The organism is Candidatus Accumulibacter necessarius (assembly GCF_036625085.1).
The window spans coordinates 340,997-364,475 of sequence record NZ_JAZKUM010000004.1; the positions used below are offsets into that span (position 1 = coordinate 340,997).

At 62.4% G+C, this 23,479-nt stretch carries 23 protein-coding genes and 4 pseudogenes; 11 read left to right on the forward strand and 16 right to left on the reverse strand.

The genetic code is table 11. The features are described 5' to 3' along the window. Positions 1–63: 63 nt before the first annotated feature. The 4 genes and pseudogenes from V5B44_RS12740 to V5B44_RS12755 form a co-directional block, all read right to left on the reverse strand. Entirely contained in the window at positions 64–378 is a 315-nt protein-coding gene (locus V5B44_RS12740; protein ID WP_332359389.1) for a helix-turn-helix domain-containing protein, read from the reverse strand. Further along, on the reverse strand, positions 375–713 hold the full coding sequence (locus V5B44_RS12745) for a toxin (protein WP_332359612.1): 339 nt from the start codon (positions 711–713) through the stop codon (positions 375–377). The genes V5B44_RS12740 and V5B44_RS12745 overlap by 4 nt, the downstream gene beginning before the upstream one ends. A gap of 281 nt (positions 714–994) precedes the next feature. Next, entirely contained in the window at positions 995–1,576 is a 582-nt protein-coding gene (locus V5B44_RS12750; RefSeq protein WP_332359613.1) for an NnrU family protein, read from the reverse strand. 111 nt (positions 1,577–1,687) lie between these two features. After that, positions 1,688–1,921 (reverse strand): annotated as a pseudogene (locus tag V5B44_RS12755) (primase-helicase zinc-binding domain-containing protein); the annotation flags it as partial. Positions 1,922–2,704: 783 nt separating this feature from the next. Between V5B44_RS12755 and V5B44_RS12760 the strand changes: the two are divergent. Both V5B44_RS12760 and V5B44_RS12765 read left to right on the forward strand, forming a co-directional pair. Beyond that, positions 2,705–3,859: a toll/interleukin-1 receptor domain-containing protein gene (locus tag V5B44_RS12760; protein ID WP_332359391.1), complete on the forward strand. Its 1,155-nt coding sequence runs from the start codon at positions 2,705–2,707 to the stop codon at positions 3,857–3,859. Positions 3,860–3,899: 40 nt separating this feature from the next. Continuing rightward, positions 3,900–4,037, forward strand: coding sequence for a hypothetical protein (locus tag V5B44_RS12765; RefSeq protein ID WP_332359392.1), 138 nt, complete (start codon positions 3,900–3,902; stop codon positions 4,035–4,037). A 941-nt stretch (positions 4,038–4,978) separates the two neighbouring features. On the opposite strand, the gene V5B44_RS12770 is transcribed toward V5B44_RS12765, so the two are convergent. Together V5B44_RS12770 and V5B44_RS12775 are read right to left on the reverse strand one after the other, a co-directional pair. Continuing rightward, a complete protein-coding gene (locus V5B44_RS12770; protein ID WP_332359393.1) occupies positions 4,979–6,106 on the reverse strand; it encodes a hypothetical protein in 1,128 nt (375 codons plus the stop codon). A 50-nt stretch (positions 6,107–6,156) separates the two neighbouring features. Then, positions 6,157–6,618 carry a hypothetical protein gene (locus tag V5B44_RS12775; RefSeq protein WP_332359394.1) on the reverse strand — a complete coding sequence of 154 codons (462 nt, stop codon included), beginning with the start codon at positions 6,616–6,618 and terminating at the stop codon, positions 6,157–6,159. Positions 6,619–7,157: 539 nt separating this feature from the next. Between V5B44_RS12775 and V5B44_RS12780 the strand changes: the two genes are divergently transcribed. From V5B44_RS12780 to V5B44_RS12800, 5 genes are all read left to right on the forward strand, one after another. Continuing rightward, entirely contained in the window at positions 7,158–9,242 is a 2,085-nt protein-coding gene (locus tag V5B44_RS12780) for a M13 family metallopeptidase (protein WP_332359395.1), read from the forward strand. Positions 9,243–9,252: 10 nt separating this feature from the next. After that, positions 9,253–9,930, forward strand: coding sequence for a hypothetical protein (locus tag V5B44_RS12785; RefSeq protein ID WP_332359396.1), 678 nt, complete (start codon positions 9,253–9,255; stop codon positions 9,928–9,930). A gap of 93 nt (positions 9,931–10,023) precedes the next feature. Next, positions 10,024–10,845 carry a hypothetical protein gene (locus V5B44_RS12790; RefSeq protein ID WP_332359397.1) on the forward strand — a complete coding sequence of 274 codons (822 nt, stop codon included), beginning with the start codon at positions 10,024–10,026 and terminating at the stop codon, positions 10,843–10,845. Between the two features lie 329 nt (positions 10,846–11,174). Then, positions 11,175–11,783 carry a hypothetical protein gene (locus V5B44_RS12795; protein WP_332359398.1) on the forward strand — a complete coding sequence of 203 codons (609 nt, stop codon included), beginning with the start codon at positions 11,175–11,177 and terminating at the stop codon, positions 11,781–11,783. Between the two features lie 159 nt (positions 11,784–11,942). Next, complete coding sequence (locus V5B44_RS12800) at positions 11,943–12,722, forward strand: CPBP family intramembrane glutamic endopeptidase (protein WP_332359399.1); 780 nt, start codon at positions 11,943–11,945, stop codon at positions 12,720–12,722. A 313-nt stretch (positions 12,723–13,035) separates the two neighbouring features. Here the strand turns inward: V5B44_RS12800 and V5B44_RS26675 are convergent, their stop codons facing one another. Further along, positions 13,036–13,362 (reverse strand): hypothetical protein, encoded by a 327-nt coding sequence (locus V5B44_RS26675; protein WP_434735443.1) that lies wholly within the window; start codon positions 13,360–13,362, stop codon positions 13,036–13,038. 263 nt (positions 13,363–13,625) lie between these two features. Between V5B44_RS26675 and V5B44_RS12810 the strand changes: the two genes are divergently transcribed. Next, positions 13,626–13,928: a type II toxin-antitoxin system HigB family toxin gene (locus tag V5B44_RS12810; protein WP_332359400.1), complete on the forward strand. Its 303-nt coding sequence runs from the start codon at positions 13,626–13,628 to the stop codon at positions 13,926–13,928. Next, the gene (locus V5B44_RS12815) at positions 13,898–14,359 is read left to right on the forward strand and encodes a helix-turn-helix domain-containing protein (protein WP_332359401.1); all 462 of its coding nucleotides are present in this window, start codon (positions 13,898–13,900) and stop codon (positions 14,357–14,359) included. Before V5B44_RS12810 ends, V5B44_RS12815 begins: the two co-directional genes overlap by 31 nt. 441 nt (positions 14,360–14,800) lie before the next feature. Here the strand turns inward: V5B44_RS12815 and V5B44_RS12820 are convergent, their stop codons facing one another. Next, positions 14,801–15,493, reverse strand: coding sequence for a winged helix-turn-helix transcriptional regulator (locus V5B44_RS12820; RefSeq protein WP_332359402.1), 693 nt, complete (start codon positions 15,491–15,493; stop codon positions 14,801–14,803). Positions 15,494–15,594: 101 nt separating this feature from the next. Here V5B44_RS12820 and V5B44_RS12825 point away from each other — a divergent pair, with 101 nt between their 5' ends. Both V5B44_RS12825 and V5B44_RS12830 read left to right on the forward strand, forming a co-directional pair. Then, positions 15,595–16,536, forward strand: coding sequence for a carbon-nitrogen hydrolase family protein (locus V5B44_RS12825; RefSeq protein WP_332359403.1), 942 nt, complete (start codon positions 15,595–15,597; stop codon positions 16,534–16,536). Positions 16,537–16,566: 30 nt separating this feature from the next. Then, positions 16,567–16,959, forward strand: a complete 393-nt coding sequence (locus V5B44_RS12830; RefSeq protein ID WP_332359404.1) for a GFA family protein — start codon at positions 16,567–16,569, stop codon at positions 16,957–16,959. On the opposite strand, the gene V5B44_RS12835 is transcribed toward V5B44_RS12830, so the two are convergent. From V5B44_RS12835 to V5B44_RS12870, 8 genes and pseudogenes are all read right to left on the reverse strand, one after another. Then, positions 16,898–18,013, reverse strand: a complete 1,116-nt coding sequence (locus tag V5B44_RS12835) for a restriction endonuclease subunit S (protein WP_332359405.1) — start codon at positions 18,011–18,013, stop codon at positions 16,898–16,900. The two genes, V5B44_RS12830 and V5B44_RS12835, sit on opposite strands and share 62 nt — an antisense overlap. After that, a pseudogene (gene rhuM / locus V5B44_RS12840) lies at positions 18,010–18,468 on the reverse strand (RhuM family protein); the annotation flags it as partial. The gene V5B44_RS12835 and the pseudogene rhuM (V5B44_RS12840), both read right to left, overlap by 4 nt. Beyond that, on the reverse strand, positions 18,465–19,418 hold the full coding sequence (locus V5B44_RS12845) for an IS1595 family transposase (RefSeq protein ID WP_332359614.1): 954 nt from the start codon (positions 19,416–19,418) through the stop codon (positions 18,465–18,467). The pseudogene rhuM (V5B44_RS12840) and the gene V5B44_RS12845, both read right to left, overlap by 4 nt. A gap of 87 nt (positions 19,419–19,505) precedes the next feature. Further along, a pseudogene (gene rhuM, locus V5B44_RS12850) lies at positions 19,506–20,198 on the reverse strand (RhuM family protein); the annotation flags it as partial. After that, positions 20,195–21,799: a type I restriction-modification system subunit M gene (locus V5B44_RS12855; protein WP_332359615.1), complete on the reverse strand. Its 1,605-nt coding sequence runs from the start codon at positions 21,797–21,799 to the stop codon at positions 20,195–20,197. The pseudogene rhuM (V5B44_RS12850) and the gene V5B44_RS12855, both read right to left, overlap by 4 nt. A 144-nt stretch (positions 21,800–21,943) precedes the next feature. Beyond that, positions 21,944–22,243 (reverse strand): annotated as a pseudogene (locus V5B44_RS12860) (molybdate ABC transporter permease subunit); the annotation flags it as partial. Positions 22,244–22,380: 137 nt separating this feature from the next. Further along, positions 22,381–22,557 (reverse strand): hypothetical protein, encoded by a 177-nt coding sequence (locus V5B44_RS12865; RefSeq protein WP_332359406.1) that lies wholly within the window; start codon positions 22,555–22,557, stop codon positions 22,381–22,383. After that, positions 22,554–22,778 carry an addiction module protein gene (locus V5B44_RS12870; protein WP_332344965.1) on the reverse strand — a complete coding sequence of 75 codons (225 nt, stop codon included), beginning with the start codon at positions 22,776–22,778 and terminating at the stop codon, positions 22,554–22,556. The genes V5B44_RS12865 and V5B44_RS12870 overlap by 4 nt, the downstream gene beginning before the upstream one ends. Positions 22,779–23,479: the final 701 nt, after the last annotated feature.

A 23,479-nucleotide genomic window follows, 5' to 3' on the forward strand; every position in this document is an offset into this window, starting at 1 on the left:
CGGCGCTCAAGGGGCCAGCTCGAATTAGAGGCCCTCAACGCTTGATTCGCCACGGCCAGAAGTTCAGACCACGGCCAGTCGCTCAACGGTATCCGGAAACTTCTCGACCAGGCGAATCAGCAGCGCAGCTTGGGCATTCGGTTTGGCCCGGCCCTGCTCCCAGTTTTCCAGTGTCCGGGGATTGGTGCGCAGGTAGCTGGCAAATAGCGGGCGCGACAGGTGTACGCGCTCGCGCAACGTCACCAGTTCCGCCGCCGTAACCTCAGACAATGGCTGAACCTCGATCTTGTGGGTGCGCACCGTCTGTTTGCCGGCGCGCTCGTCCGCCAGGGTATCAAAGCCCTCGGCAATCTCCACAAACAAATTCCGTTTTCTCATCGTCTGGCCTCCAGTTCAGCTTGCAACATCCCCCTCGAGCGCCCTTTCTCGTCGGCGTTCAAGTTGTCCATTTCATCCTTGTCGTACAGGGGGAAGAGCCAGAATTGCCGGCCTCCATCCCACCAGTGGTAAATCACTCGCAGTCTACCCCGCTTTCCTTTGCCACGCCCCGGATCGCCATCGCGCAGCTTGCGCAGCCCACCTGTCCCTTCGATCACATCGCTGGCTTCCGGGTTCTTCAGGAGGGACTGCTGCAATCCGCGAAACCCTTCATCGTCCAAGTAATCGACGCGGTATTTGGCGAACGCCGGCAATTCGATAGACAAGGCTTTCATGGGCAAAATAGACGTAAGTTGCGGATAGTTACCAATACCATTTCCCGTCCATCGGCACCCGGTTGAGCGTCGCGGAATTCTGCGCGCGTGCAGGGATCAGCCATACCAGCCTCCATCTCTGGCGAGGCCGCCTGCGGCTGACTGCTCCGCGCCAAGGCGGCGCGGTCGCGCAGACCATCGGTCGCGTCGACACCGGCAGCCGCGGCGGCACAGGTACGCGTCACCCGCAAGGAGCCGGTGCCGTTGACCGACGCAGACGTTCTCGGCAACCGAGGGGCGTCTCAGCCGCCGAACGGCCGTACGCCGATCAGCCAGATGTGCAGCCAGAAGGCGAACGCGGTCCACGCCGCGAGACCGACGACCACCGCAGCAAGGTCGCGCGTGATCGACCCGGTCACGTACTTGGTGCCCGCAGCGCGGTCACGGCGACGGGCCGAAACGTAATCCAGGATCGCCCAGGCAAGGAAGCTGCCGAAGAGCAACACATCGGCCAGCGTGCCATTGGCGATCAGGTGCGCAAACGCCCAGACCTTCACGCCCGCGACCATCGGATGGCCGACCGCCCGCTTGATTCGCGTACCCGGCACGTACGCCGCCGCCAGCAGGATGAACGCCGGAACGGTCAGCAGTGCGGCCAGATGCCTGGTCCACAGCGGAGGGCTCCAGATCGCCACCGGCGTCAGGCGCGCCTCGCCGTAGCCATAGACGATCAGCACGAAACCGGCGATCGACACGATCGCGTAGACGGCCTTCCACCCATCCAGCCCGAGCTTCGCCACCTGGGCGTTGCGGAAGCCATCGGCGAAGATTCGTATGGAGTGTATCCCCAGGAAAGTCGCGAGGCCGAGAATCAGCAGGGTCATGGTTGCTCCGGGGAATTGTTGAGTGAGGTGTATAGACAATACGGCGCCCGGATGTTTCCCCGCCCACTGCCACCGCCCCGGTTTGGTCCAGTTGACCGCCGACATCTACACCAGCAGTGAGAAGCCGTCGACGAAGTAGCCGCAGGTATTGCAGACGCCGCCGCCGGTTTCGCTGACATCGGGAAAAACCCGAAAGCCATCGCGACCACCATGGACCGGGCAAGGGACATGCTTCCCCCGCTTTGCCACGGCATCCTGCAAAGCCGGCGCGAGGTCGGACAGGACCCGCTGCCACCGTCCGCGGGCGTCGTCCTTGACACGTGACGCCTGGTACTCGTATTTCATTATTGGTGCCTCCATGGAATGTCCCGACCGGGACCTTCCGAAGCACCCCTGACCGGGATCCCTGGAAAGGTCCCGGTTGGCCGGGTGGGAAATCTCCGCGCGGACTGGAGGTATCCCTGCCGGGATACGCTCCCCGGCGGGGTGGATGCTGCTGCTTGTTTTGTCGTGGCCAGCTACCACACCTCGATCCTGCCCTTAGGGTGCGGGAACGAAATTCGATCGGCTTTGCGCAGGGGGCTCGGCGAACCCCCTCCGAAAAGCCCCGGCGCGGTGGCCGGGGAAGACTTGCGAGGGAGAGAGCAGCGACGATGGTACGCGGTCACGGAGAATCCTGACGGCCGAAACGTGGCCGGAAGGGATCGATTTCGGTAGCCAGGCTCGGGGCTTCAGGAGGAACAAGGAACGGTGATTTCGCTCCTGTGGTCCCTGCCGGGACAAGCGGCCACGCCTATCGCAGGGCTACGCCGGCGGCGTCATCGGGATGATGCGGTACGCAAATCAGGACCTTAGCGCGACGCACCAGAGGCTGTCTTGGTGAGCTGCGATTGACCGGCTTACGAGACTGGGAGCCTGTCAGAGGCGCGGCCGGAGACTGCCGATTGACCGCGACTCCCCTGGCCAGCGATACTTCTGGACGCGGAGAGGAATTCCCTTTGCCTTTACCCTTTGCAGGCGTATTGCTTTGCTCCGATTCTGGTCGGCGCGAAAGAGCCTCCATCAAATTCATCTTGCGTCTTCCGACCGCCCAGAGTTCGGTCAGTCTCGCGTGATCACCAGCCGCCCATGAGTAATCGTCGCAAGAAGCTCGTTCTGGTCATCGGTACGGGATGGACCACCCCGGCCAAGCGCAGAGTCGCGCGAATGATCGGCACGACGCTGGTGGATGCGGGGTTCGGACTCGTGACCGGCAATTCGAGGGGCGTCGACTATTGGGTTGCCGATGCCTTCTGCGCTGCGCTCAAGGAGCGCGGCGAGTCGCCGCAGGGCGCATTCTGGCAAGTTTCGCTAGGGAGCATGCGTTTCTTCCGGCGTGGCGGCTTGCCGCTACCGGGTTATCCGGCCCCGGCCGACTGCTGCATCCCGGTGGGCGACGTCGAGGCGTGGAAACGCGAAGCGATCGTTCGCTGCGATGCGGCGGTGATGGTCGGCGGCGGACGGGGCTCCCTGGACATCGCGCGTCGTATCATCGAGCGCGGCAAGCCGGTGTTTCCGCTCCCCTTCATGGGTGGTCTCACCGGCTATTCGGACGACGTTTTTCAGGAGATCCTCAAAACTTGGGAAGGGCACCCGGTCCCCGGGGTGAGCCGGTCGCAATTCCTGCAACTGGCCGAGCCTTGGGTAAGTGGAACCGGCCAACTGAGGAACCTCCTTCGCGGAACGCTCGCCGCTGCCCCGGACGTCTTCATCTCCTACCGCCGCAGCGATGCGCCGGCGGCGGCCGGCCGAGTCGCCAACGACCTGGCGGAGCATTTCGGCTTGCGACGCGTGTTCCTCGACATCAGCGGCATCGCCCCCAGTCGTGCCTGGGACGAATCAATCGGAGGCGCGCTGGTGGCGTGCAAGGCGGGCGTGATCGTCATCGGCCGGTCCTGGCTCGCACCGGGACCCCAAGGCCAGCCCCCTCGGCTGCACCAGCAGGACGATGTCGTTCGCACCGAGATTGAAGCATTGCTCCAGCGCCGAAACGCGATCTTCCCCTTGCTCGTCGAGGGCGCGAGACTTCCGGACGCCTCGGAACTTCCGGACACGCTGACTCCCCTGCTGCGGTTTCAGGCAACCGCAATCGACAATGGCGGTTGGGGAACAACGATGAGCCTGCTGATTCGTGAGATCGAATCGGTCATTCGCGATCACGAACCTGCTAGGGGGAGCGAGGCCGGTGGTTCGACGAGCACGCTCTCCACGCGGATCGAACGAACCGGTCGTCTGGACATCTGATTCTCGATGTCCCCTCCACGATCTTCTTGCGGGACTGTTCATGGACAGGATCAAGGCGCTTGTCTACGATGTCTTCGGCACCTTGGTCGATTGGCGGACATCGAGCGCCCGCGAGACAGAAGCGAGCCTCTCACCTCTGGGTATCTTGATCGACTGGCTGGGCTTTGCCGATGCATGACGCAACCAATACCAGCCCGCAATGGAGGAAGTCAGGGTGGGGCGTCTTCCCTTCTCGAAGAATTAAAAGTGCCAGGTTCGATGAAAGGCCTGACTTTTGTTCAACCCGGACTGGCTTGCTGTGGAATCGGTGTCCAGTTTCCCGTGGAATACGCATGCTTCCCGTCTGATCCGGCCGGTGATGCTCGGCCTCGGCGGTTTCCCATCGAGTTGGCCGCTCCAGGACCACAAGCGGCCACTGGGTTTTCGCGGTTTGCTGTCGGCAGCCGACCGGGGGCAGACGGTGGAGGCTCTTGAAAGCAGTCCTTCACCGCACCACCGGACAACGCGAAAGCGGCCGTTCGGCTTTCGGCGGTGCTATTCTCGCCTGACCGGCAGCTTTTAAGCGGGAGCGGTCATTGGGTGTAGGATGGCGTCGGTCGGCAACCGGCCATGAGCCGCCGTTGGCCATACCGACCAAACTTTCCTCTCAGGTACCCGCCGGATGACCGGTTTGCGGCAACCAACTTAAATCCTACTTTGGCTCGACCCGGCCAGGAGCGGAAGTTCACCCTTGCCAGATAGCTGTCACTGCAACGTCTGCTTCGCAGTTGAAACCTGCCTGATGGCTTATGCGGACAATTGAGCGAAGGCAATCATTGAGCACGATCTATGTGCGCGACAGGTTTGCTCGGCCAAGCCCCATCGATTTGCGGACATGTTGGTTTCGATGGGCTTGTCCGGTGCTTCGAGTCGGACAGTCGGCGAACATCCGCTGAGCACGCCAGGGCCGCAAGGGCTTCACTTCGGAAGCTGACGGACGGCCCGCTGAAGCACTTCGGTCAATGCTGCAATTGGTAATCCTTGTGCTTTAAGTCCGATCTGGGCTTCACAATGGCCGGCGTGTGGCTACGAATCCGGGACAATTCATGGGCCACCCCGCCGGTGCCTACGAAGCGCCGCTCACTCTTCCTTAGCCGGGCCGGTGCCGAAGCTGACGACGGTCCGCGGGTTGATTGAGCGGACCACGGCCCTGCGGTCAGCAGAATCGGTTCCGACGAGGCTCAGGATCAGCATCGGCTTCTCGCCGGAGAGCGGGCTGTTGTTTTCCGAATACTCGACGAACTCGCCAGAACCCGGTCGGCATAGGGCGAGAACGAGGCCCGGCGAGGGCGCAGCGACCAGCCGGGGGCAATCGCTCTGCGGCAAGCGCAGCGCAAGCGGCATGCCGGATGCGGCTTCGACACCACGGGCATTCCCCTCGCTGTCGGAGACTAGAACAAATGTTCCGTCGCCCGAAACGACCGGGCGCCAGCCGGTGGCGAGAAAGCGCTCGGTGCCCATGTCGAGGTCGAGGATGAACACCGAGGGTATCCTGTCCCAATCCTGGAACGCCCGGCCGAAGCTCGCAGGCGGCAGCGCCGATGTGGGGATGTCCGCCGGCTGGGTTAACCTGACGAACGCCAGGCGCCTGCCGTCGGGGAACCATGCCAGGCCCTCATCGAGTACCGCAGCCAGACGCTTGCCGCCCGCCCTGGTAACCACATTCCACACTTCGAGATGGCCAACGTGCAGGTAGGCCGAGGGTAACTGGACTGGCTCGAGGCTGGAGAGAAAGGCAACCAGCCCGCCGGAAGCGGACAGCGCGAGGTGGCTGCCAATCTCCCCATGCCCGGCCGGCGTCTTTGCCCAGAGCGCGCCACCCGAGCGCACGAACACTTCGCCATCCTGCGTCCCGTCGATGCGGACGGTCTTCAGGAGATGCCGCCGCGAGCTCTTGTCGGCGACGAAAAAATGGTCTTCGATGTAGGCAACCCGCCCTTCGCGGTCTGGGCCGCTCAGCGCATGGATCGTCGCCCGTTCCCCGTTACGCATGGATGGCGACTTGACGACGCCCGTTTCCAGATACGGCAGCCGGAGCGCATGAATGGCTCCGGACGGCTGGTTGAACAGCAGGTATCCGGCCACGGGCAGCACGGAGGCAGCGCGCTCGGCGACGGGGAAAGCGCCGTGCGGCGCCGAAGGGATTTCCTGTACGCAGCCGGTGACCGTGATGGCGGCCATCAGGGCGACCGCCGCCGCCTTATTCATTCCGGGCAAGCTCATGTTTGCAGGGCAGGCTTTAGCCGAGCGCCCCTCAATCACTCGGCGACGATCGGCCCCTTGCTGCCGGCATCGGAATCGACCCAGTAGTCCTCGCCGACCAGGCGGCGGTCGCCCTGGATCATGTAGGTGATGAAACCTTGCTTGAACACCAGCCCGCCATCGCTGCGCTTGGCCTTCACCTTCTTGCCGTTCACCCAGACGTTCTCCTTGTTGTCGATGCGGATGGTGGCGACGGTCGCACCGGCGGTTCCCTTGGCGACCCACTGGCCAGCATAGGGGTTTTGCGCCTTGGCCGGTGCCGTGTCGGCTGATCCTTCACTGACGAAGCCGGCCTTGGCGTTCTGCGCCTTGCTCTTGTGGATGTCGCACCCTTGCGCTTCGGTCACCTGCGTGCAGCCCGAGCGCTCGAGTTGCTGGCGGTACTTGTCGTTGATCGCGTGGGCGGATGTGTGGGCCAGCAGGGCGAAGCCGAGGGTGGCAAGCAGTTTCGTATTCATTGGTGTCGATCCTTTCGTCGGGTGGGCGAATCAGTTTCATGTCCGGCGCGTCGCAGGGGCTCCAGAGAGGAGCCGGGTCCGCAGCGCATCCGGTAATGGCTCAAATTGACTGCATGCTTGATGAGTGGTTCAATATCCGCGAATGCAGAGGCGCATGATACCAAGGCCGAGAAAAGACTGTTTCGTCTGGAAATCGATAAGGCCGCGGCAGCCTTGGCGATCCCGGCCGGGCAATCACCCCGCCACACCATGCCACCGGGCTTCACGATTGGGCCGAAGGCCCGTTTGCATCGGGATGCGCAGCATTTCGAGGCAACCGCGACCGACACCATGAGACGGCCGTGACGCGCTGTTCCGGTCGCCTCCCCGCCCTTCCACCAGCGGCCGGCACAGTTTCCCTGGATGTAAGAACTTCTTCCAGTTGGTGCTGTCCTGGGCTGTCATGACGTCACGGTCCTTGTCGCCGCATGAATCCCGCCGTCCTGCGGGCCGTCGAACTTGACAACGCACCCCTCAATCCAGTCCCGGAAAGGATCGCAATGAAACGTCTCGCACTTGCAGCCACGCTTTCGACGGCCCTCGCCGTCGCGGCCGCCTCCGCCGAGGCAGTGCCGCCGAATGCCACCCCAACCACGGCCGCAACGGGTGGTACAACCAGGAAGGCCGAGAACGGCGCGTGGGGCGTCGACCTTTCCAGCATGGATACCCGGGTCAAGCCGGGCGACGACTTCTTCAGGTACGTCAATGGGAAGTGGGTCGAGCGCACCGAGATTCCCGCTGACCGGGTCGAAGCGGGTGGACTGGCGACGCTCCAGGACAAGGCGCTGGAGCAGATGCGGGCCATCCTGGTCGAAGCCGCAGCGGACACCGGCGCCGCCAAGGGGAGCGACCGCCGGAAAATGGGCGACTGGTACGCCTCGTTCATGGACGAGGCGGCGATCGAGGCCGCCGGCTTCACGCCGATCAAGCCCGAGCTGGACGCGATCGCGGCCGTCGGCAACCGGCAGCAGCTTGCGGATCTCTTTGCCCGCAACCACGGCCGCCTGGGCCTGAAGCCGATCACCGTCGGCATCGACTTCGACCGCAACCGGGCCCGCACGACCATCGTCAACATCGAGACGGGCGCACTTGCCCTCGGTTCACGCGACCTCTATCTCGACCCCGCCTATGCCCCCATCCTGGAGGCGCAGCGCGCCCACATCACACGCCTGCTCAAGATCGCCGGTTTCGACAATGCCGAAGAGCGGGCGCGGAACATGCAGGCACTGGAGACGAAGATCGCGAAGATCACCTGGTCGGCCACCGAGCTGCGCGACGATGTAAAGAAGAACAACGTGGTGAGTGCGGCCGAGCTCGCGAAGCGTGCCCCGGGCATCGACTGGGGCAGGTACCTCGCCGGTGCCGGCGTCGGCGCGCCGCCCGTGGTCAACATGTCCACCCCCTCGTCGATCGTCGGCATGGCACAGCTGATCGCGACCGAACCGCTTGAGGCATGGAAGGACTACATGCGCTACATGGCCGTCGCGGGAACCTCGCAATACCTGCCCAAGGCCGCGCGCGACGAGGTCTTCGCGTTCTACGGCAAGCAGTTGGGGGGGCAGCAGGAACCGAAGCAGCGCTGGATCGAGGCGGTACTCGACGCCGGCGGCCAGGAGCGCCCGCTCTCCGACATGATGAGCAAGGCCTACATCGAGCGCTACGTGTCGCCCGACGCCAAGCCCGCGGCCAAGGCGATGGTCGACAACCTGGTCGCCGCCTTCGACGCGCGGCTGGCGCAGCTCGAATGGATGGCGCCGGAAACCCGCGCCGGGGCCCGCGACAAGCTCTCCAAGGTCAGTATCAAGCTGCTCTACCCCGAGGTCTGGCGCGACGCGAGCACCCTCGATGTGAGGCGCGGCGACCCGGTCGGCAACGCCCGCCGCGGCCTCGCTCTGATCCGCCAGGAAAACCTCAGCTGGCTGACGCGGTACCCGGATCACGGGATCTTCCTGCAACCGGTATTCCTGGTGAATGCCTACGCCAACACGACGTGGAACGAGATCGTCTTCCTCGCCGCCATCGTGCAGCCCCCGGCTTTCGATCCGAACGCCGATGCGGCGGTCAACTACGGCGCCATGGGCGCGATCATCGGCCACGAGGTTTCGCACCTGTTCGACGACAAGGGGCGGGCGAGCGACGGCGACGGCCTGCTGCGCGACTGGTGGACGCCCAAGGATGCCGAGCGCTTCACCCGGGTAACGAAGCGACTCGAGCAGCAGGTCAGCAGCTACGAGCCGATCTCCGGCAAGCATGTCAATGGCGCGCTGACGCTCGGCGAGAGCATTGCGGACCTGGCCGGCCTCGTGGTCGCCTACGACGCCTACCAGCGCTCGCTGGGCGGCCGGGCGGCCCCGGTCCTCGACGGCTACACGGGCGACCAGCGCTTCTTCATGGCCTACGCCCAGGCCTGGCGCTGGAAAGGCCGCGAGGCGGCCGTCGAACAGCTGATGAGAACAGACGCGCACCCGCCGTCGGCCGTGCGCCCGAACACCGTGCGCAACATCGACGCCTGGTATCAGGCATTTGGCGTGCAGCCCGGCGACAAGCTGTACCTGCCGCCGGCTGAACGCATCCGCCTGTGGTAGGCGGATGCGCATGGCCGGGGAATCCGCACGACCAACGCCGTCTTTTTTCTTTACATCAATGGAGAGCCCGATGAAACAAATTACCGCCTTCGCCATCACGCTGGCCCTGGCCGTTCCGGCGACCGCCTTCGCCCAGGATTCCACCGTCGACGTCCGATTCGACCGTGGCATGAACTCGAAAGAGATCCGCTCGAGCATCACGGGCGACCAGGGCGTCAACTACAGGCTCTCGGTGAGGCACGGCCAGGTCATGCAGATCCTGTTCTCCCAAATCCGGGGCTCCTGCTACTTCAACGTGTGGGAGCCGGGCAATCCGGACTCGGCCATCCACATCGGGTCGGCGGCCGGCAACGAATTCGGCGCCTCTCCCACCAAGGCCGGAACCTACCGGGTGCAGGTGTACCAGATGCGCGCGACCGCACGTCGCAACGAGACCTGCAAATACTCGATTTCCTTCGAGGTGACCGGTGAAGGCTCGTCCGGCCGGCCGACCGCGGCCAGCGGACCTTCCGAGGTCGCCAAGGGCGCCTGCCTCTACAAGATCGGCGTCGACGCCGGCATCGAGCAAACCAGCGCCCTCCGGCCGGGCTACTGGGAAATCATCATGAAGGCGAATCGTGGCAACCGAAAGGTCGCCTGCACCGTCAGCGATGGCGGCGAAATCGCCGACTGGGTGGAAATGCGCTAAGAAACCCAAGCAGGCCGCTGCGACCGAGGCGACCGAACCGGCAGAAGGCGCACTGATTTACCATTCGCTTTCTCTCTACAAGGAGTCCTTTCCATGCCCAACAATTCCCTCAAACGATGCTTGGCGACCTGTCTCGCCGTTGCCCTTGGCCTGCCCGTCGCGCCGGTCTGGGCCGCCGTGCCTGATGACCTGCGCGACCTGGTTGGCGCCAAGGGCCGCGATGGCGAACCCGCATTGGAGCAACGCGGCTACACGCACATCGACACCGCCAAGTCCGCCCAATCCGCCTACAGCTACTGGTGGAGCAACAGCAAGCAGGCGTGCGTTCGGGTGACCACCCGCGACGGACGATACGAAGACATCCGGGACGTCGACGCCGGCGACTGCGGCCAGACCAAGAAGGAGTCCAAGAGCAACGTGGGGACGGTGGCGGCGGTGGCGGTCGGTGCCGCAGCGCTGCTCGGCGTCCTCGCGCTGGCGCACAAGTCGCACCACCGCGACGACAAGAACTACGACGAGCGCCAGACCGCGGACTTCGAGCGCGGCTACCGCGATGGCCTATACCACAACAGCTACCACAATTACGACAACACCCGCGAGTACAGCGACGGCTATTCCAAGGGCGTCGAAGAGCGCAGCCGGGAAAGCAGCTACCGCGGCAGCAACTACGGCTACGACCGCGGCGGCTACCAGTCGAATTCCCGCGTGAGCGACCTGTCGGGTAGGAATATCGACGAGGTGTGGCGCGAGATGGGGCGCCGCGGCTACCAGCAGGCGGCCGAAAAAGGCGGCAGTCCCGACAGCGGCACCACCTACTTCTGGAACGATCGCACCGCCCAGTGCGTCAGCGTGTATGTCCGCCGCGGCCGCGCCGAGGGCGTCACCGAAGTTGGCCGCTACGCCTGCAACCGCTGATTTCAACGCCCCAGGGTGCGGCGTACCTGCACGGAGCAGGGCCTGGCTGGCCGGGTGCCACTACTGGCACGTCCCGGCATATACCTCGTGGCGGGCGACGGCGCGGCTGTGACGCCTGCTCCGAGCGACTGGTGAGGGCCTGCTGGCTGGACTTCTCGTCAGCGGTTCGGCGGCTGCTCCAGCCCGGGTTCCGGAGGCGGCGGTGCCCGCATCGGCAGCCCCAGTCTCCCGCTGTGGCTGCCGGTCCTCTCGGCGACCCGAACCGCTTCCTCGCCGCCGCTTGCCAGCGCTCACTTTGCTTTATCACCTCCCCTTCAACGCCGCCGCACATGAAACCACTGCTCGCCGCCGTCCTTCCGGCGTTCCTCTTCTGCGGTGCTCCGGGCGCCGCCGTACCGCCGCCGCCCGAGCAGTTTGCGGCGAACTGCGAGTCGCCGACCTACGCCAGCGACATGCTGGTGTGCGGCGATACCACCCTGCGCGCGCTCGATGCACGGATGCGCGATGCCTGGCGTGGGCTGGACTTCGCAGCTGCGGTCGCGCCGGGCGCGTGGGTCGAGGGGCAGCAGGACTGGTTCAAGCGGCGCAGCATGTGTGCCTTCAGCGAGCGGCACACCGAATGCCCGCAGGACGCTTATCTCGAGCGCATCGCCGTGCTCGAAGCGCTCCGTCGGGTAGCCCCGCGACCAGCGCGCCAGGACACGGCAGCGGTGTGCAGCGTTGCGCCGTGGGGTGACGCCGGCGTGCGCCTCCAAATCCCCTCCACCGGGGCGCTGGCCATCGAGGACGGCGACGCGCGCGTGATCGCCGCGGCCACACCGCTGCGACCAGGCGGCGCATGGACGCCTTACGTCGGATTCAGGGTCGAGGGCGCCTCGGTTCGCTTGGCGCCGATCAACGGGCCGATCGTCGTTTGCTCACCCCGTGAGCAGCGCTGAGCCGGCGGCGGACACGGCGATGGGCCGCGTGATGGCCACTCGGAAATCGCGCTACGGCCTGGCTTTGGCCGAGGCATCGAGCAGCGCGACGTGTTGTGGCATACATCCACCAGGCGATTGAGGTAGACTCGTGCGCCAACCCACCACGAGACTCGATCGATGACCGTCGTTCGCGAACCGAAGCGACTGCCAGTTGCGCTCCTTACCTACATCGGCTGGACGCTGGTGACGCTCTTCGGCATGCGCTGGGCGAGCGACGGCAGCAAGAAGCCGCTGATCGAGACGGTGACTCACGGCATCAGCTGGAACCTCGCGATGGCGGTCGGCCTGCTTGTCCTGGTGACCCTGACGATGCACTGGCGCGACCTCAAGTTCGTGGCGCCCCGGCCGGCGAGTTCGTTGCGCGCGCTCTGGTTCCCGGCGCTCTACCTGCTGTTCTTCGCGCTGCTGCCCGCGGTACTGGGCCTGCCACCCGCCGGCACCCTGCTCTTCCTCGCCATGAACACCGCCCTCATCGGCCTCTCGGAAGAGTGGATGTTCCGTGGTGTGCTGTTCCAGGGGCTGCGGTCGCGGTTGACCATGTGGCCGGCGATCCTACTGACTTCGCTGCTGTTCGGCGCGGTGCATGTCCTCAACGTGATCACCACCGGACAACTCGCTGAGGCCGTGGTCCAGGCCGTGGCGGCCTTCATGAGCGGCATGGTGCTGCTCGCGCTGCTGATCCGCACCGGGTCGATCTGGGTGCCAATCGTCTACCACGCGCTGTGGGATTTCGGGACCTTCGTGACCTCGGCCGCCAGCCCCAAGACAGTGGAACCCGTGGACTTCGCGGCGGGGTGGACCTGGGCGCTGCCAATCCTGATGGTGCTACCCAACTTCCTCTACGCGCTCTTCCTGCTGCGCAAGGTCCGCAACGACACCAGGCTGTCCACCGATTGAGGTCGAGCCAGACTGATCAATCTCATTGGCCGGCCGAATCGCCCCGGATTTCCTAGACACATAGCGACCGCTCCTCATCAGAAACCTGCCATTGGAGCGTCGGAACCACCAATGACGACAGTGGGTCGTCAACACTCGGTGATGAATGGCAGCTTCCGGGAAGCGAAACTTCACTGACCGCTTTCCGGCGACGAACTCGACGAGAGGTCGGTCGCGTCCCGACCCTCAGCGGCCTCATGACATCTAGAAGCCATCCGACCGCTTCATGCTGCGTTGCCGCCGTCCGGCCTAGACTTCCACACCAATAGATTGATCAACAAACTTCTGCGCTGTTTCGGTTGCCCGGCAGGACAGGGACGGAGGTATTGATCTCATCAACATAAGTCGCCCCAGGCCCGTTTGAGTCTAGCCCGTCCTGTGCGACGCAATGGTCATCGGTGCGGTTGGCGTTTCCGGCGTCAAGGCTGGTGAAGACGCTCAGGTGGCGCGTGCCGGCGTCGCCGCGCTTGAAGTCAGCATCAATGCCGGGAAAGGGCCAAGCTGAAACGCCGTCGCCGACGTTTTTCGACGCAGTTTCAGGCCCTGCGCTGCCGATGATTCCGGACGTCACATCGCCGACGCGCAGCGGCCGGTTGTCCAACCGAACGCCGGGAGACTACGGTGGGTCCATTCCGCCGGAACCGCTTGCCGCAAACAGGTCATTCGGCAGGCACCGTCAGACGCGCGGGACTTGAACGAGATGAGTGGGTGGCTTTAGCTTCTTCAGGGCTTCGACTTTGGCCGGTCAAGCGGCCATTCACGCCGCTCTGCCTTAGTGACGGCTATGGTCCGACTGGAGTCAAATCGGAAATCCGTTAAGAGGTTGCGCTTGCCGTAATTATATCGTTTGGATATACTCGCCTTATGCACATCATTTCACTAAAGATGCTGCGTGACTTCTGGCACAGGCATCCTGAAGCCGAGCAGTCTTTGCGCAACTGGCACACCGTTGCCGAGAATTCACGCTTTGCCGACTTTGCTGATCTGCGGCAGAGCTTTGGCAGTGCGGATTATGTTCCGCCTTATACCGTGTTCGATGTCGGCGGCAATAACTATCGGGTCGTTGTCATCGTTCGCTACCGCGACGGCAAGATGTTCGTGCGTTGGGTAATGGCTCACCGGGAATACGACGACTGGTGCAAACGATACAGGAAAGGCAAGGTATAACCATGACAACGGCTACTGCTACTCTGGACATCAAGGCCCTGCAAAAGACTTGGGCTGCGTTTGATCGCATCGCCCATCTGCGTCCGATTCGTTCTGATGAAGAGTATGACCGTACGGTTTCGCTGATGAACTGTTTGCTGGACATGATCGGCGACCAAGAGGATCACGCTTTGTCAGGGCTTCTTGATCTCGTCAGCGAACTGGTGGCCGACTATGACACCAACCACTTCGCCATCGAAGCTTCCGAGCCCAATGAGGTTCTGCGCTACCTGATCGAATTGCGCGGCCTGAAGCAAGGCGATCTCGCGGAAATCGTCCCACAGAGCAACCTTTCGGCAATTCTCTCCGGCAAGCGAAAGATCAGCGCGACCCTGGCTGGGAAACTGGCCAAGTTCTTCAACATCAGTCCGGCAGTATTCGTGCCTGGCTAAGAGGTTTTTGCGCGCTCCCAGCTCGGCATCGTCTTTGACAGGTATCGGCCCGCTACCCGCCATTCAAAATTGGGTTGAATTCCCACTTCGACCGGCCGCTTGTGGCCGACTGCCGGAGCTCATGAACGGCTGCTTCGTAGAAGCGAAACACGAAAACGTCGTAGCTGAGCGTCGGACCGCTTCAGAGAAACTCGACAGACGGGTTTGGGTCGGAAGGCGACGGTAGCCTGAAGAAGCCGAGCGGCAGGAATCAGTCTGAAGGCGACCCTGGCTTCGACGCCGTGCATTTTTTTGCTCGAACGGCAGGTTCTGCCGGCAAGCAGCCCTCAGCTTTTAGGGGTGGCTGACTCCATCCGATCCAGTGCGGTCCGTGCGCCGATCAACAAGCGGATGACAGCTTTCGCTAGTTGAACTGCCTCAACTGTACATCATTGCGTTCAACTATTGACGTTCGAGTGCCGCCCTCCGGGTACCTGCGAACGCGCTGGTGCCCAGCCAGCGCCAAAGGTCTTTGGCATCCTGCGCCGGTCCGTCCACGCGCAGGTCACGAGAGTTGATGACTTCCCGCGGGGTCCTGTCGCCGGTCCACACCTCTGTCAGCGCGCGTACGGTAGCGTCGACGACAAGCGTTAGCTCACGCCCGGGATCGTCACGGCATAGGTCCGCCACACCGTGTTCGACGACCAGCCACCAATTACCTTCACCAGACCGCGCATCACGGAAGCTGAAGTGGATAATCACCGTTCGAGATGGAAATTCCTTGATACATGCGAAGCGGCGCATATCCCACATGAGCAGCCCGGCGTCGAGTTCGTCATCGCGAAGCCGGCTACCGATCCAGCGCGCGCCCCAATGCCCCAGGGCCATGACAATCGGGCGAAGCGCCTCGCCGGCCTCGGTCAGGCCGTACTCCCATACCTTGCCCTCGCGGGTTCGACGCACCACGCCGATGTCTTCCAGATGGCGCAGACGCTGGGCAAGCAGGCTGGTGGACATGCGTGGCACACCACGGTGCAGATCATTGAAACGCTTGCTGCCGCAGAGCAGTTCGCGCACGAGTAGGGGTGTCCAGCGTTCGCAAAGTGCTTCCGCTCCCCGCGCGACCGTGCAGAACTGCGCGTAACTCTCTGTCATGGCCTTAGCCTCCCCTGAAACGCTTCAGATTATGGACTGGTTTTTCCTGTTTATCGCGCGCACGATGAAATCTCGTTTTCACCTTGGATTGAGGAAAGATCATGAACAAGATCGCGATCATTCAGCGGCCACCGGTGCTACTCGACCGCAGCGCCACGCTGGCGGTGGCGGTCGACTCGATCGGCGAAGCCGCCGCAGCCGGAGCTTCGCTAATCGTTCTTCCAGAAACCTTCATTCCCGGCTACCCGTCGTGGATCTGGCGCCTCGCGCCGGGCAAGGATGGTGCGCTCACCACCCAGTTGCATGCTCGGCTGCTCGCCAACGCTGTCGATCTTGCGACCGGCGATCTGGATGCCTTGTGTGAAGTTGCGCGCGGCCAGCGGGTGACCGTCGTGTGCGGCCTCAACGAATGCGAGCGCAGTCGTGGCGGGGGTACCCTCTACAACACGGTCGTCGTGATCGACGCCGACGGCAAGCTGCGCAATCGCCACCGTAAGCTGATGCCGACCAATCCGGAACGTATGGTGCACGGTCCGGGTGATGCATCGGGCCTGCGCGCTGTCGACACCCCCGCGGGTCGCGTGGGTGCACTCATCTGCTGGGAAAACTATATGCCGCTGGCGCGCTACGCACTCTACGCCGAGGGGGTGGAAGTCTACGTGGCGCCCACCTATGACAGCGGCGACGGCTGGATCAGCACGATGCGCCATATTGCGCTTGAAGGACGCTGTTGGGTGCTGGGTAGCGGAAGCGTGTTGCGTGGCAGCGATGTCCCCGAAGACTTTCCGTCACGCCTGGAACTGTTTCCCGACCCGGAGGAATGGATCAACCCGGGCGACTCGGTGGTCGTCGATCCTCAGGGCAAGATCGTCGCAGGTCCGATGCGACGCGAGATAGGCATTCTCTACGCAGACATTGACACCGCACGGGTGGCACCTTCGCGCCGTACGCTCGATGTCGCTGGACACTACTCCCGCCCCGACGTTTTTCAACTCCATGTCCGACGTACGCCGGCAATTCCGCTCCACGTCGTCGATGAGTGAACACAAAAGTCATTCGAGCCAGCAGCCTGTTTGACCGTGAGCGGTGAGCCGGCCGCGATGGGCTACTGTCACTGCGCGTCTTGCCGACATTGGTCGGCCGGCCCCGTCAATGCCTTCACACTGTGGAACCCAGAGGCGGTCAAGGTGACCCGCGGCGCAGAGTACATGGGCAGCTACAACAAGACCCCGGCCAGTCGCCGCAAGTGGTGCACGCTTTGCGGCGGCCACCTCTTCACCGAACACCCCGGTATGGGGCTCATTGATGTGTACGCCGCGGTTCTGGAGGATTTCGAGTACAAACCAGGTATCCACGTGCATTATCACGAGACGGTACTGGGGATGATGGACGGTCTGCCGAAATTCAGGGATCTGCCGACGGAGGCAGGAAGAGGTCTTGGAGCGCCTCGCGTTTTCGTTGGGTGACGTTAACTTTGCCGTCGCATGAGGCAAGAGCAGCCGTGATCTCGTGCTGCTCACCCTTCGATGGGCAGGGCAGTCGGATGGTGCCAAGTTGCATGCGATTGATCTTCGGAATTCCCGTCCTGTCTTGGAACGAAATGGCCTCCTTTTTGAAGTCGTCGGAAAGCAGGTAGTAGAAAAGAAACTCCCGGGTGAAGTGGGAACTCGATCTCAGTGGATACATGTCCGCGCTGCACGTCCCCTCGGAGTCAGGTAGCGCGACTTTGTTCAGGTAAGGTCGGATTTTTGAATACAGCACATCTTCGGGAGTGAAGTGGTAGTTTCCGCTGGAGATTTTGAGTTCGGCATTTGTTTGCAACTTCACCAATCGGCCAGTGTCGCTCTCGATGTTCTCGGAGCCGACATGCAGCATGTCAGCGAATGGCGCCTCCCTCGGGTCGACTTGCCCGTTCTTGATGCTGACGCTGTCTTCAAATCGCACCACCTCCCAGCTTTCGGGGACTGGGCCGATTTCGGTTTGTTTTTCGGGTTCGTTGCGGAGGCCTTCGGTGAAGAGCTTGTGCATGAGGGCTTTTTTCAGCTCGGTGGTGTTCTGAATGATCCGCTCCTGCGTTTCGATCGCTCGCTGCACCATCGAAAGGATGTGCGCGATCTTCTTCTGCTCGGGGAGTGCCGCCGGTAAGTGGACCTTCTCCATGTAGGCCATTTCGCGATTCATACCCGGAACACCGACGTCTCCAGTGATCCGCGTGAGATCGATATGGCGCAGAAGGTAGAACAAGAATTCGAGATCGGTATCGGGCGCATCCGCTGCAGTGACGTAGAAGGTCGTATCGATAGGACAGAACGGGCCGAGCGAACGATGAACTTGTCCAGCCGATCCCTTTCGCCCAACGATAAGGCCCGGCACATCGACGATTGCTTCGCTGTGCGAGCCAACGATTCCATTTGAGCCGTAAACCGGTATCGGCCCTTCGACGCGATTCTTCACGGAAAGACTCTTTCCGTACTTGAGTTGGAGGATGTCTCCGAGGCGCTTTGTTTGCCAATCGCTCACGCCTTGCCACCCTTCCCTTTGGGTTCCTTCTCCAGGTCCTCGATGGCTTTCAGATCCACTGCATCCGCGGCGCTGGCCTCCTCAGTTCCACTTTTCTCCTCACCACTGGCGATCCGCAGCACCTCTGCATCAAAATCCGAGACAAACAAGCGATCCTGGACGATGCGGTATTTTTCGAACTCGGATTCGGCGTGGGCTTTGGCGATCTCGGCGGTGACTTTGCCGGCGTCCTGCAGGATTTCGCGGTCGGTGGCTTCGATGAAGCGGTTGAGGCGGGTTTCCCAGTCCTGCATGGTCATGGGGATCTGCCGCTGGGCCATGTCTTCAGCGACATCGAGGTAGGCGTTGACGAGGCGGGAGAGTTGCGCCATCTCCGGTTCGGTCAGGTAGTTTTTTGCGACGCTGACATCGAACTTCTGGATTTTTCCATGGGGTGCATCTTTCCACCTGATTAGCAATGAACGTCAGCCGCCCGAATCGAGCGCTGGGGCAGCGGCGAGCAGGCTACGGCGGCGAGCAGGAGCCGCGCGTTCAAGGTCCTGAGATCGAATCGGCGGTTGAATCGGTAGGCGAAAGCGGCGAGGTACTGAGCACCATACTTTCGGAAGGCAAGCGCGTGATAACAGCCCGAAAGGCTGGTCTTGAGATTACCCAAGACCGTGTTGACCCACTTGAACTCTGGCAGGTCCTTGGGCTTTCGCCCGGCGACAACGGTCGGCTGATGAACGCAGCCTGCGTCGATGACGGCGTTGAAGCAAGCCAGACCATCCGACAGCACCGTCGATCCCGGAGCGAGGTTGCTCTTGGCCCACTGGGCAATTGCCGTCAGGGTGAAACCGGGAACGAGCGTGAGTTTGGCACGCAAGGGGTGGCCCTCCTCACTGAACGAGACGGCTGCAACGAAGGGCACCTTGTTCTCCGAACCGCGCCCGACCTTGCCGCCGGTACGCTCGCCTCCCAGGTAGGCGTCGTCGACCTGCACCTGACCTTCGAGCACATAGCGCTCTTCTCGCTGTTCCATTGCCCGCATCAGCTTGTGGTGGATGAGCCAGGCGGTGGGGTAGCTCACGCCCAGATGTCGCTTCAGCGCCAGCGCCGACAGACCCGTCTTGGCCTGGCTGATGAGGTAGATCGCCAGGAACCACACGGTCAGCGGCAGCTTGGTGCCTTGAAACACCGTCCCGGTGCTCAGCGACGTTTGATGCCGACAGGCGTTGCACTGGAAAACCTTGCAGGAACCCCCGCGCAGAACACAGTGTCCCGCTCCACCGCAGCGCGGACAGGAAAACCCGTTCGGCCACCGCGCCGCCTCCAGCGCTGCTGCGCACTGCGACTCGGTTCCGAAGCGCTTAGCAAACTCTGGCATCGACAAACCGGGTTGAAACTGAATTCGATTCATTGCCATGGCCCTGACCTCCCTGTGGTGACAGAGTTCAGGATAAGCCCAGCCGGGCTCACCAGATGCGCCCAGCTGACGATCGTTGCTAATCAGGTCTTTCCATGTGGTCAGGCCCATGTGCTGCTTCCCGGCATCGGCCCGGTCCACGATGACCTCGGCGGCGGTGTGGCCGTGGATGGCCCAGTGGAGCTTGTTTTGCACGGTGGCGAAGAAGCGCTGGGTGGCCGTGGCGCTGAGATCGTAGTCGATGGCCGTGGCATAGATGTCGGTGATCTTCTGGTAGAACTTGCGCTCGCTGAGGCGGATTTCGCGGACGCGCTGGAGCTGTTCCTCGAAATACTGTTTGGTCAGGACGGTGCCGCCCGCCTTGAGGCGTTCGTCATCCATGGCGAAGCCTTTGACGGTGTATTCCTTGACCACGATGGTCGCCCATTTGCGGAATTGGACGGCCCGCTCGGAGTTGACCTTGTAGCCGACGGCGATAATGGCGGAGAGGTTGTAGTGGCCGGTGTCGTAGTTTTTGCCATCGGTGGCAGTTATCCGAAATTTTCGGATAACTGCTTCTTCCGCCAACTCACTGTCCTTGAATACTTTCTGCAGGTGGTAGTTGATCGTCCGGACGTCAACGTCATAAAGAGCCGCCATCATTTTCTGGCTGAGCCAGACGTCTTCGTCCGCGTAGATTGCCTCGACGCCGCCTTCGCCCTTGGCGGTGATGAAGGTGAGGTATTCCGCCGCGGAGGAACGTGTGAGCAAAGTTACCTTGTTGTCTGGCTTCTTTTTCACGCCGATACGCCCAGTTGTTTCAGGATGCCCCGCAACGCCTTGTCCGTCTCCCTGGCTTCGGCTTCGATGACCTTCAGTTCCTCGACGATCTCCGCGATGGGCCGGTAGGTTTCTGCGTCGCTGGTGTGGATGTAGCGGCTGGGGGAGATGTTGTAGTCGTTTTTCTTCAGCTCGGCGTGATCGACGATGCGGCTGAGTTTTTCCGCTTCCTTCCATCCAATGAGGGTGTCGGCGATGCGCTGGATGTCGGCGTCGGGGATGAAGTTCTTGGGGTCGCCCTTTGCGAAGACCTGGCTGGCGTTAACGAGGAAGACTTTGCCCTTGCGCTCCGTCGGCTTGGCCTTGTTCAGGAACAGCACGATGCCCGGAGCGGTGGTGTTGTAGAAGAGGTTTTCGGGCAGGTAGAGGACGCTCTCGATGAGGTCGTGGTCGACGAACCACTGGCGGACGGTCCTTTCCTTGTTGGTGCCGGCATTGCCCGAGCCGCGCGAGGCGGCGCCGGTGTCGAGGACGACGGTGGCGCGGCCGGTGGCGTTCATGCTGGCGTGGATGTGCTGGACCCACCCCCAGTCGGCGGAGGATTTGCCGGGAAAGCCGGCCCCGGCGGGGAAGCGGTCGAGTTCGTCGTTGTCGTAGTCGGCCTCGGTGAACCAGTCCTGGTTCCACATGGGATTGGCGACGACGCAGTCGAAGGTGCGGAGCTTGCCCTGCCTGTTGCGGAATTTGGGGCTCTTGAAGGTGTCGCCGATCTCGATCTGGCCTTCCATGTCGTGGATGATCATGTTCATGTTGGCCATGGCCCAGGTCTCGGGGGTGAATTCCTGGCCGTAGAGCTTGAGGGGGGCCAATTGTTTGGATTGCCCCTTCACCCCAGCCCTCTCCCCCGGTGGGGGCGAGGGGGAAGAAGCGGCTTCCTCCATGGCGATCTCGCATTTCACGAGCAGGCCGCCAGAGCCGCAGGTGGGGTCGTAGATTTCCATGCCGGGCTCGGGCTGGAGCACGCGGGACATGATGGTGCCGACCTCGGGCGGGGTGTAGAACTCGCCGGCGCTCTGGCCGCCGCCTTCGGCGAACTTGCGGATCAGGTATTCGTAACTCTTGCCGATGATGTCGGCCTCGACGTCGTCGAGCCCGAGGCGCTTGGTGCTGATGGCCTCGATGAGGTTGGAGAGGCGGTCGTCGTCGAGGTCGCGCTGGCCGTGGGTGGTGGCGTTGAAGTCGACGCGGTCGATGATGCCCTGCAGGAGCGGGTTTTCCCGGGCGATGGCGCGCATATGGGTAGTGACGCCTTCGCCGATCCTGTCGGAGAGCTTGCGGATGACGGACCAGACGGGCTGCTCGGGATCGTCCGGCACGAGGGGGAGGTAGAAGCGGACGAGCTTGTGGTCGGCCTTGGCGAGCTGGAAGGCCTTCTTGCGCGAGCCGACTTCCTTCGCAATGCGGTTCAGCTCGTCGTCGAAGACGTCGCAGAGGCGCTTGGTGAAGATGAGGGGGAGGATGTAGTCCTTGTATTTCGGTGCGTCCTTGGCCCCGCGGATGGAGCAGGCGGCATCCCAGATCCAGGATTCGAGTGATTTGACGCCACCATTATTGCTTGCCATCAGCGTTAAGCCCTTTTGCATTCTTTTTTTGTTGGGACAGAGTGAGAGTTTGAAACATCCTGCCATTTTGCAAATTGGCAGGGATCTCTCAAGGACAGCTTTATGCCGATTGCAGACTATATCAAAGCGGGCAACATCTGGGTGCTACGGCCGAGTTGCCAGCGTAGGCTTTCCCGCAGGTTTCAGAGCCAAGGGGCCGGCCAACCAGTGCGCCTGGGCGTATTCCAGCGCCTCGATGTGGTCGTAAATCTGCACCGAGACGACGCGGGGCTTGCCCGGAATGTTACCGCCGATAATCAGCACGATGCCGAATTCGCCGACGGTATGGGCAAAGCCGAGGATGGCCCCGGTGATGAAGCCGGGGGGTGCGAGCGGCACGGCAACCGACCAGAAGGCATCCCAGGGGCCGGCACGCAAAGTGGCTGCAACCTCCCGGTGTTGTGTTCGACCCTATTGTTCGGCATCCTCGTCCGGATAAAGCCACCCTTCATCCGCCGACCGTTGCATGTTTTCGCCAAACTCCATGCACTCCTCGGGAATGTCCCTCTGGATCAGCGCCATCTCGCCGTCGTCGTCTTCGTCTATGCCGGTCTCCCTTTGTCGATTGCCGATGAGGCGTCGGGCATAGCGGCGGCACGTTGGATGGCAGCGTGGATTTCGACCGCGAAGTCGAGACCCAGGCCAGTTTCACGCTCTTCGTACCAATCAACAGCAGCTTCGAACTCTTCGGCCGCTTCGGGGTGAAACTCGATGTTCATCGAGCGTGGCGCTGCCGGATTCGCTCAAAAACCTGTTCCCCCGGAATCGTCTGAACCTGACCGCTGGCCACCTCCTTTTGGCGCTGGTTGGCAACGCTAAGCCAGGCGGCGGTAATAGCGTCATCTTGTGGATTGAGGCTCTGCAATAGCGCTTCAGCTATCCGCGCACGTTCTTCCATGGGCAGGGAAATAATTTCGTCCATCAGGGCATTCGTTTTCATCGGTCAGTCCTCGCGTTTGCTTTTCGTTGCTGCGTTCGACTTTACGCTGATCCCAGGCGACGGACAACGAGTGCGGTGTCCACTTTGCTCTGCGTCCGCCACAGTCTGCGCAGGCCAAGCTGTTGGATCATGGGGCAAACCTTTCGCCAGGATACTTCGGGGGACCGCAATGGCGTTGGCGTCAAGGCGAACCCAGCCGCTCCGCAGACATTGCACGCTGGGCCTTGTTTCAATGGAAAAGCCAGGAGCACGCCAGCCCAGAAGCTGAAGCTGAAGCAGATGACGTCCCGGTTCGGTCAGCCCGAGTTCGCTGTTTCGTTCCTTTCCTGTCTTGCCAATGCGTAAGGGGTGGGCGTCTGAGGCGGGCAGGTCGATCACCCGTGTTTCATCGGCCAGCGCGTATCCGCTGACGCAGGCATCGGGAACGGTAACCCGTTTCTCGGCAATTCGTTCGCCCCACAATCAGGCAGGTGTAATTCTCCCGCTGGCGTGAGTTGTAGGGTGTAAAGAGTGAAGGCGTATTCGGTGTAGGCGTGGTGGTTCCCTGCGCCGGCCACCATGCGATACGGCGGCAAACGCGACCAGCGCTCAAACCGCTAGTGTTCTTCGTAGCGAAGCCCGTCAAGTTCTTCTCTGAGTTCGCGTTTCAGGGTGTTATTGATGGACTGGTCGGCGAGTGACGACCGACGTGTAAAGAGCTG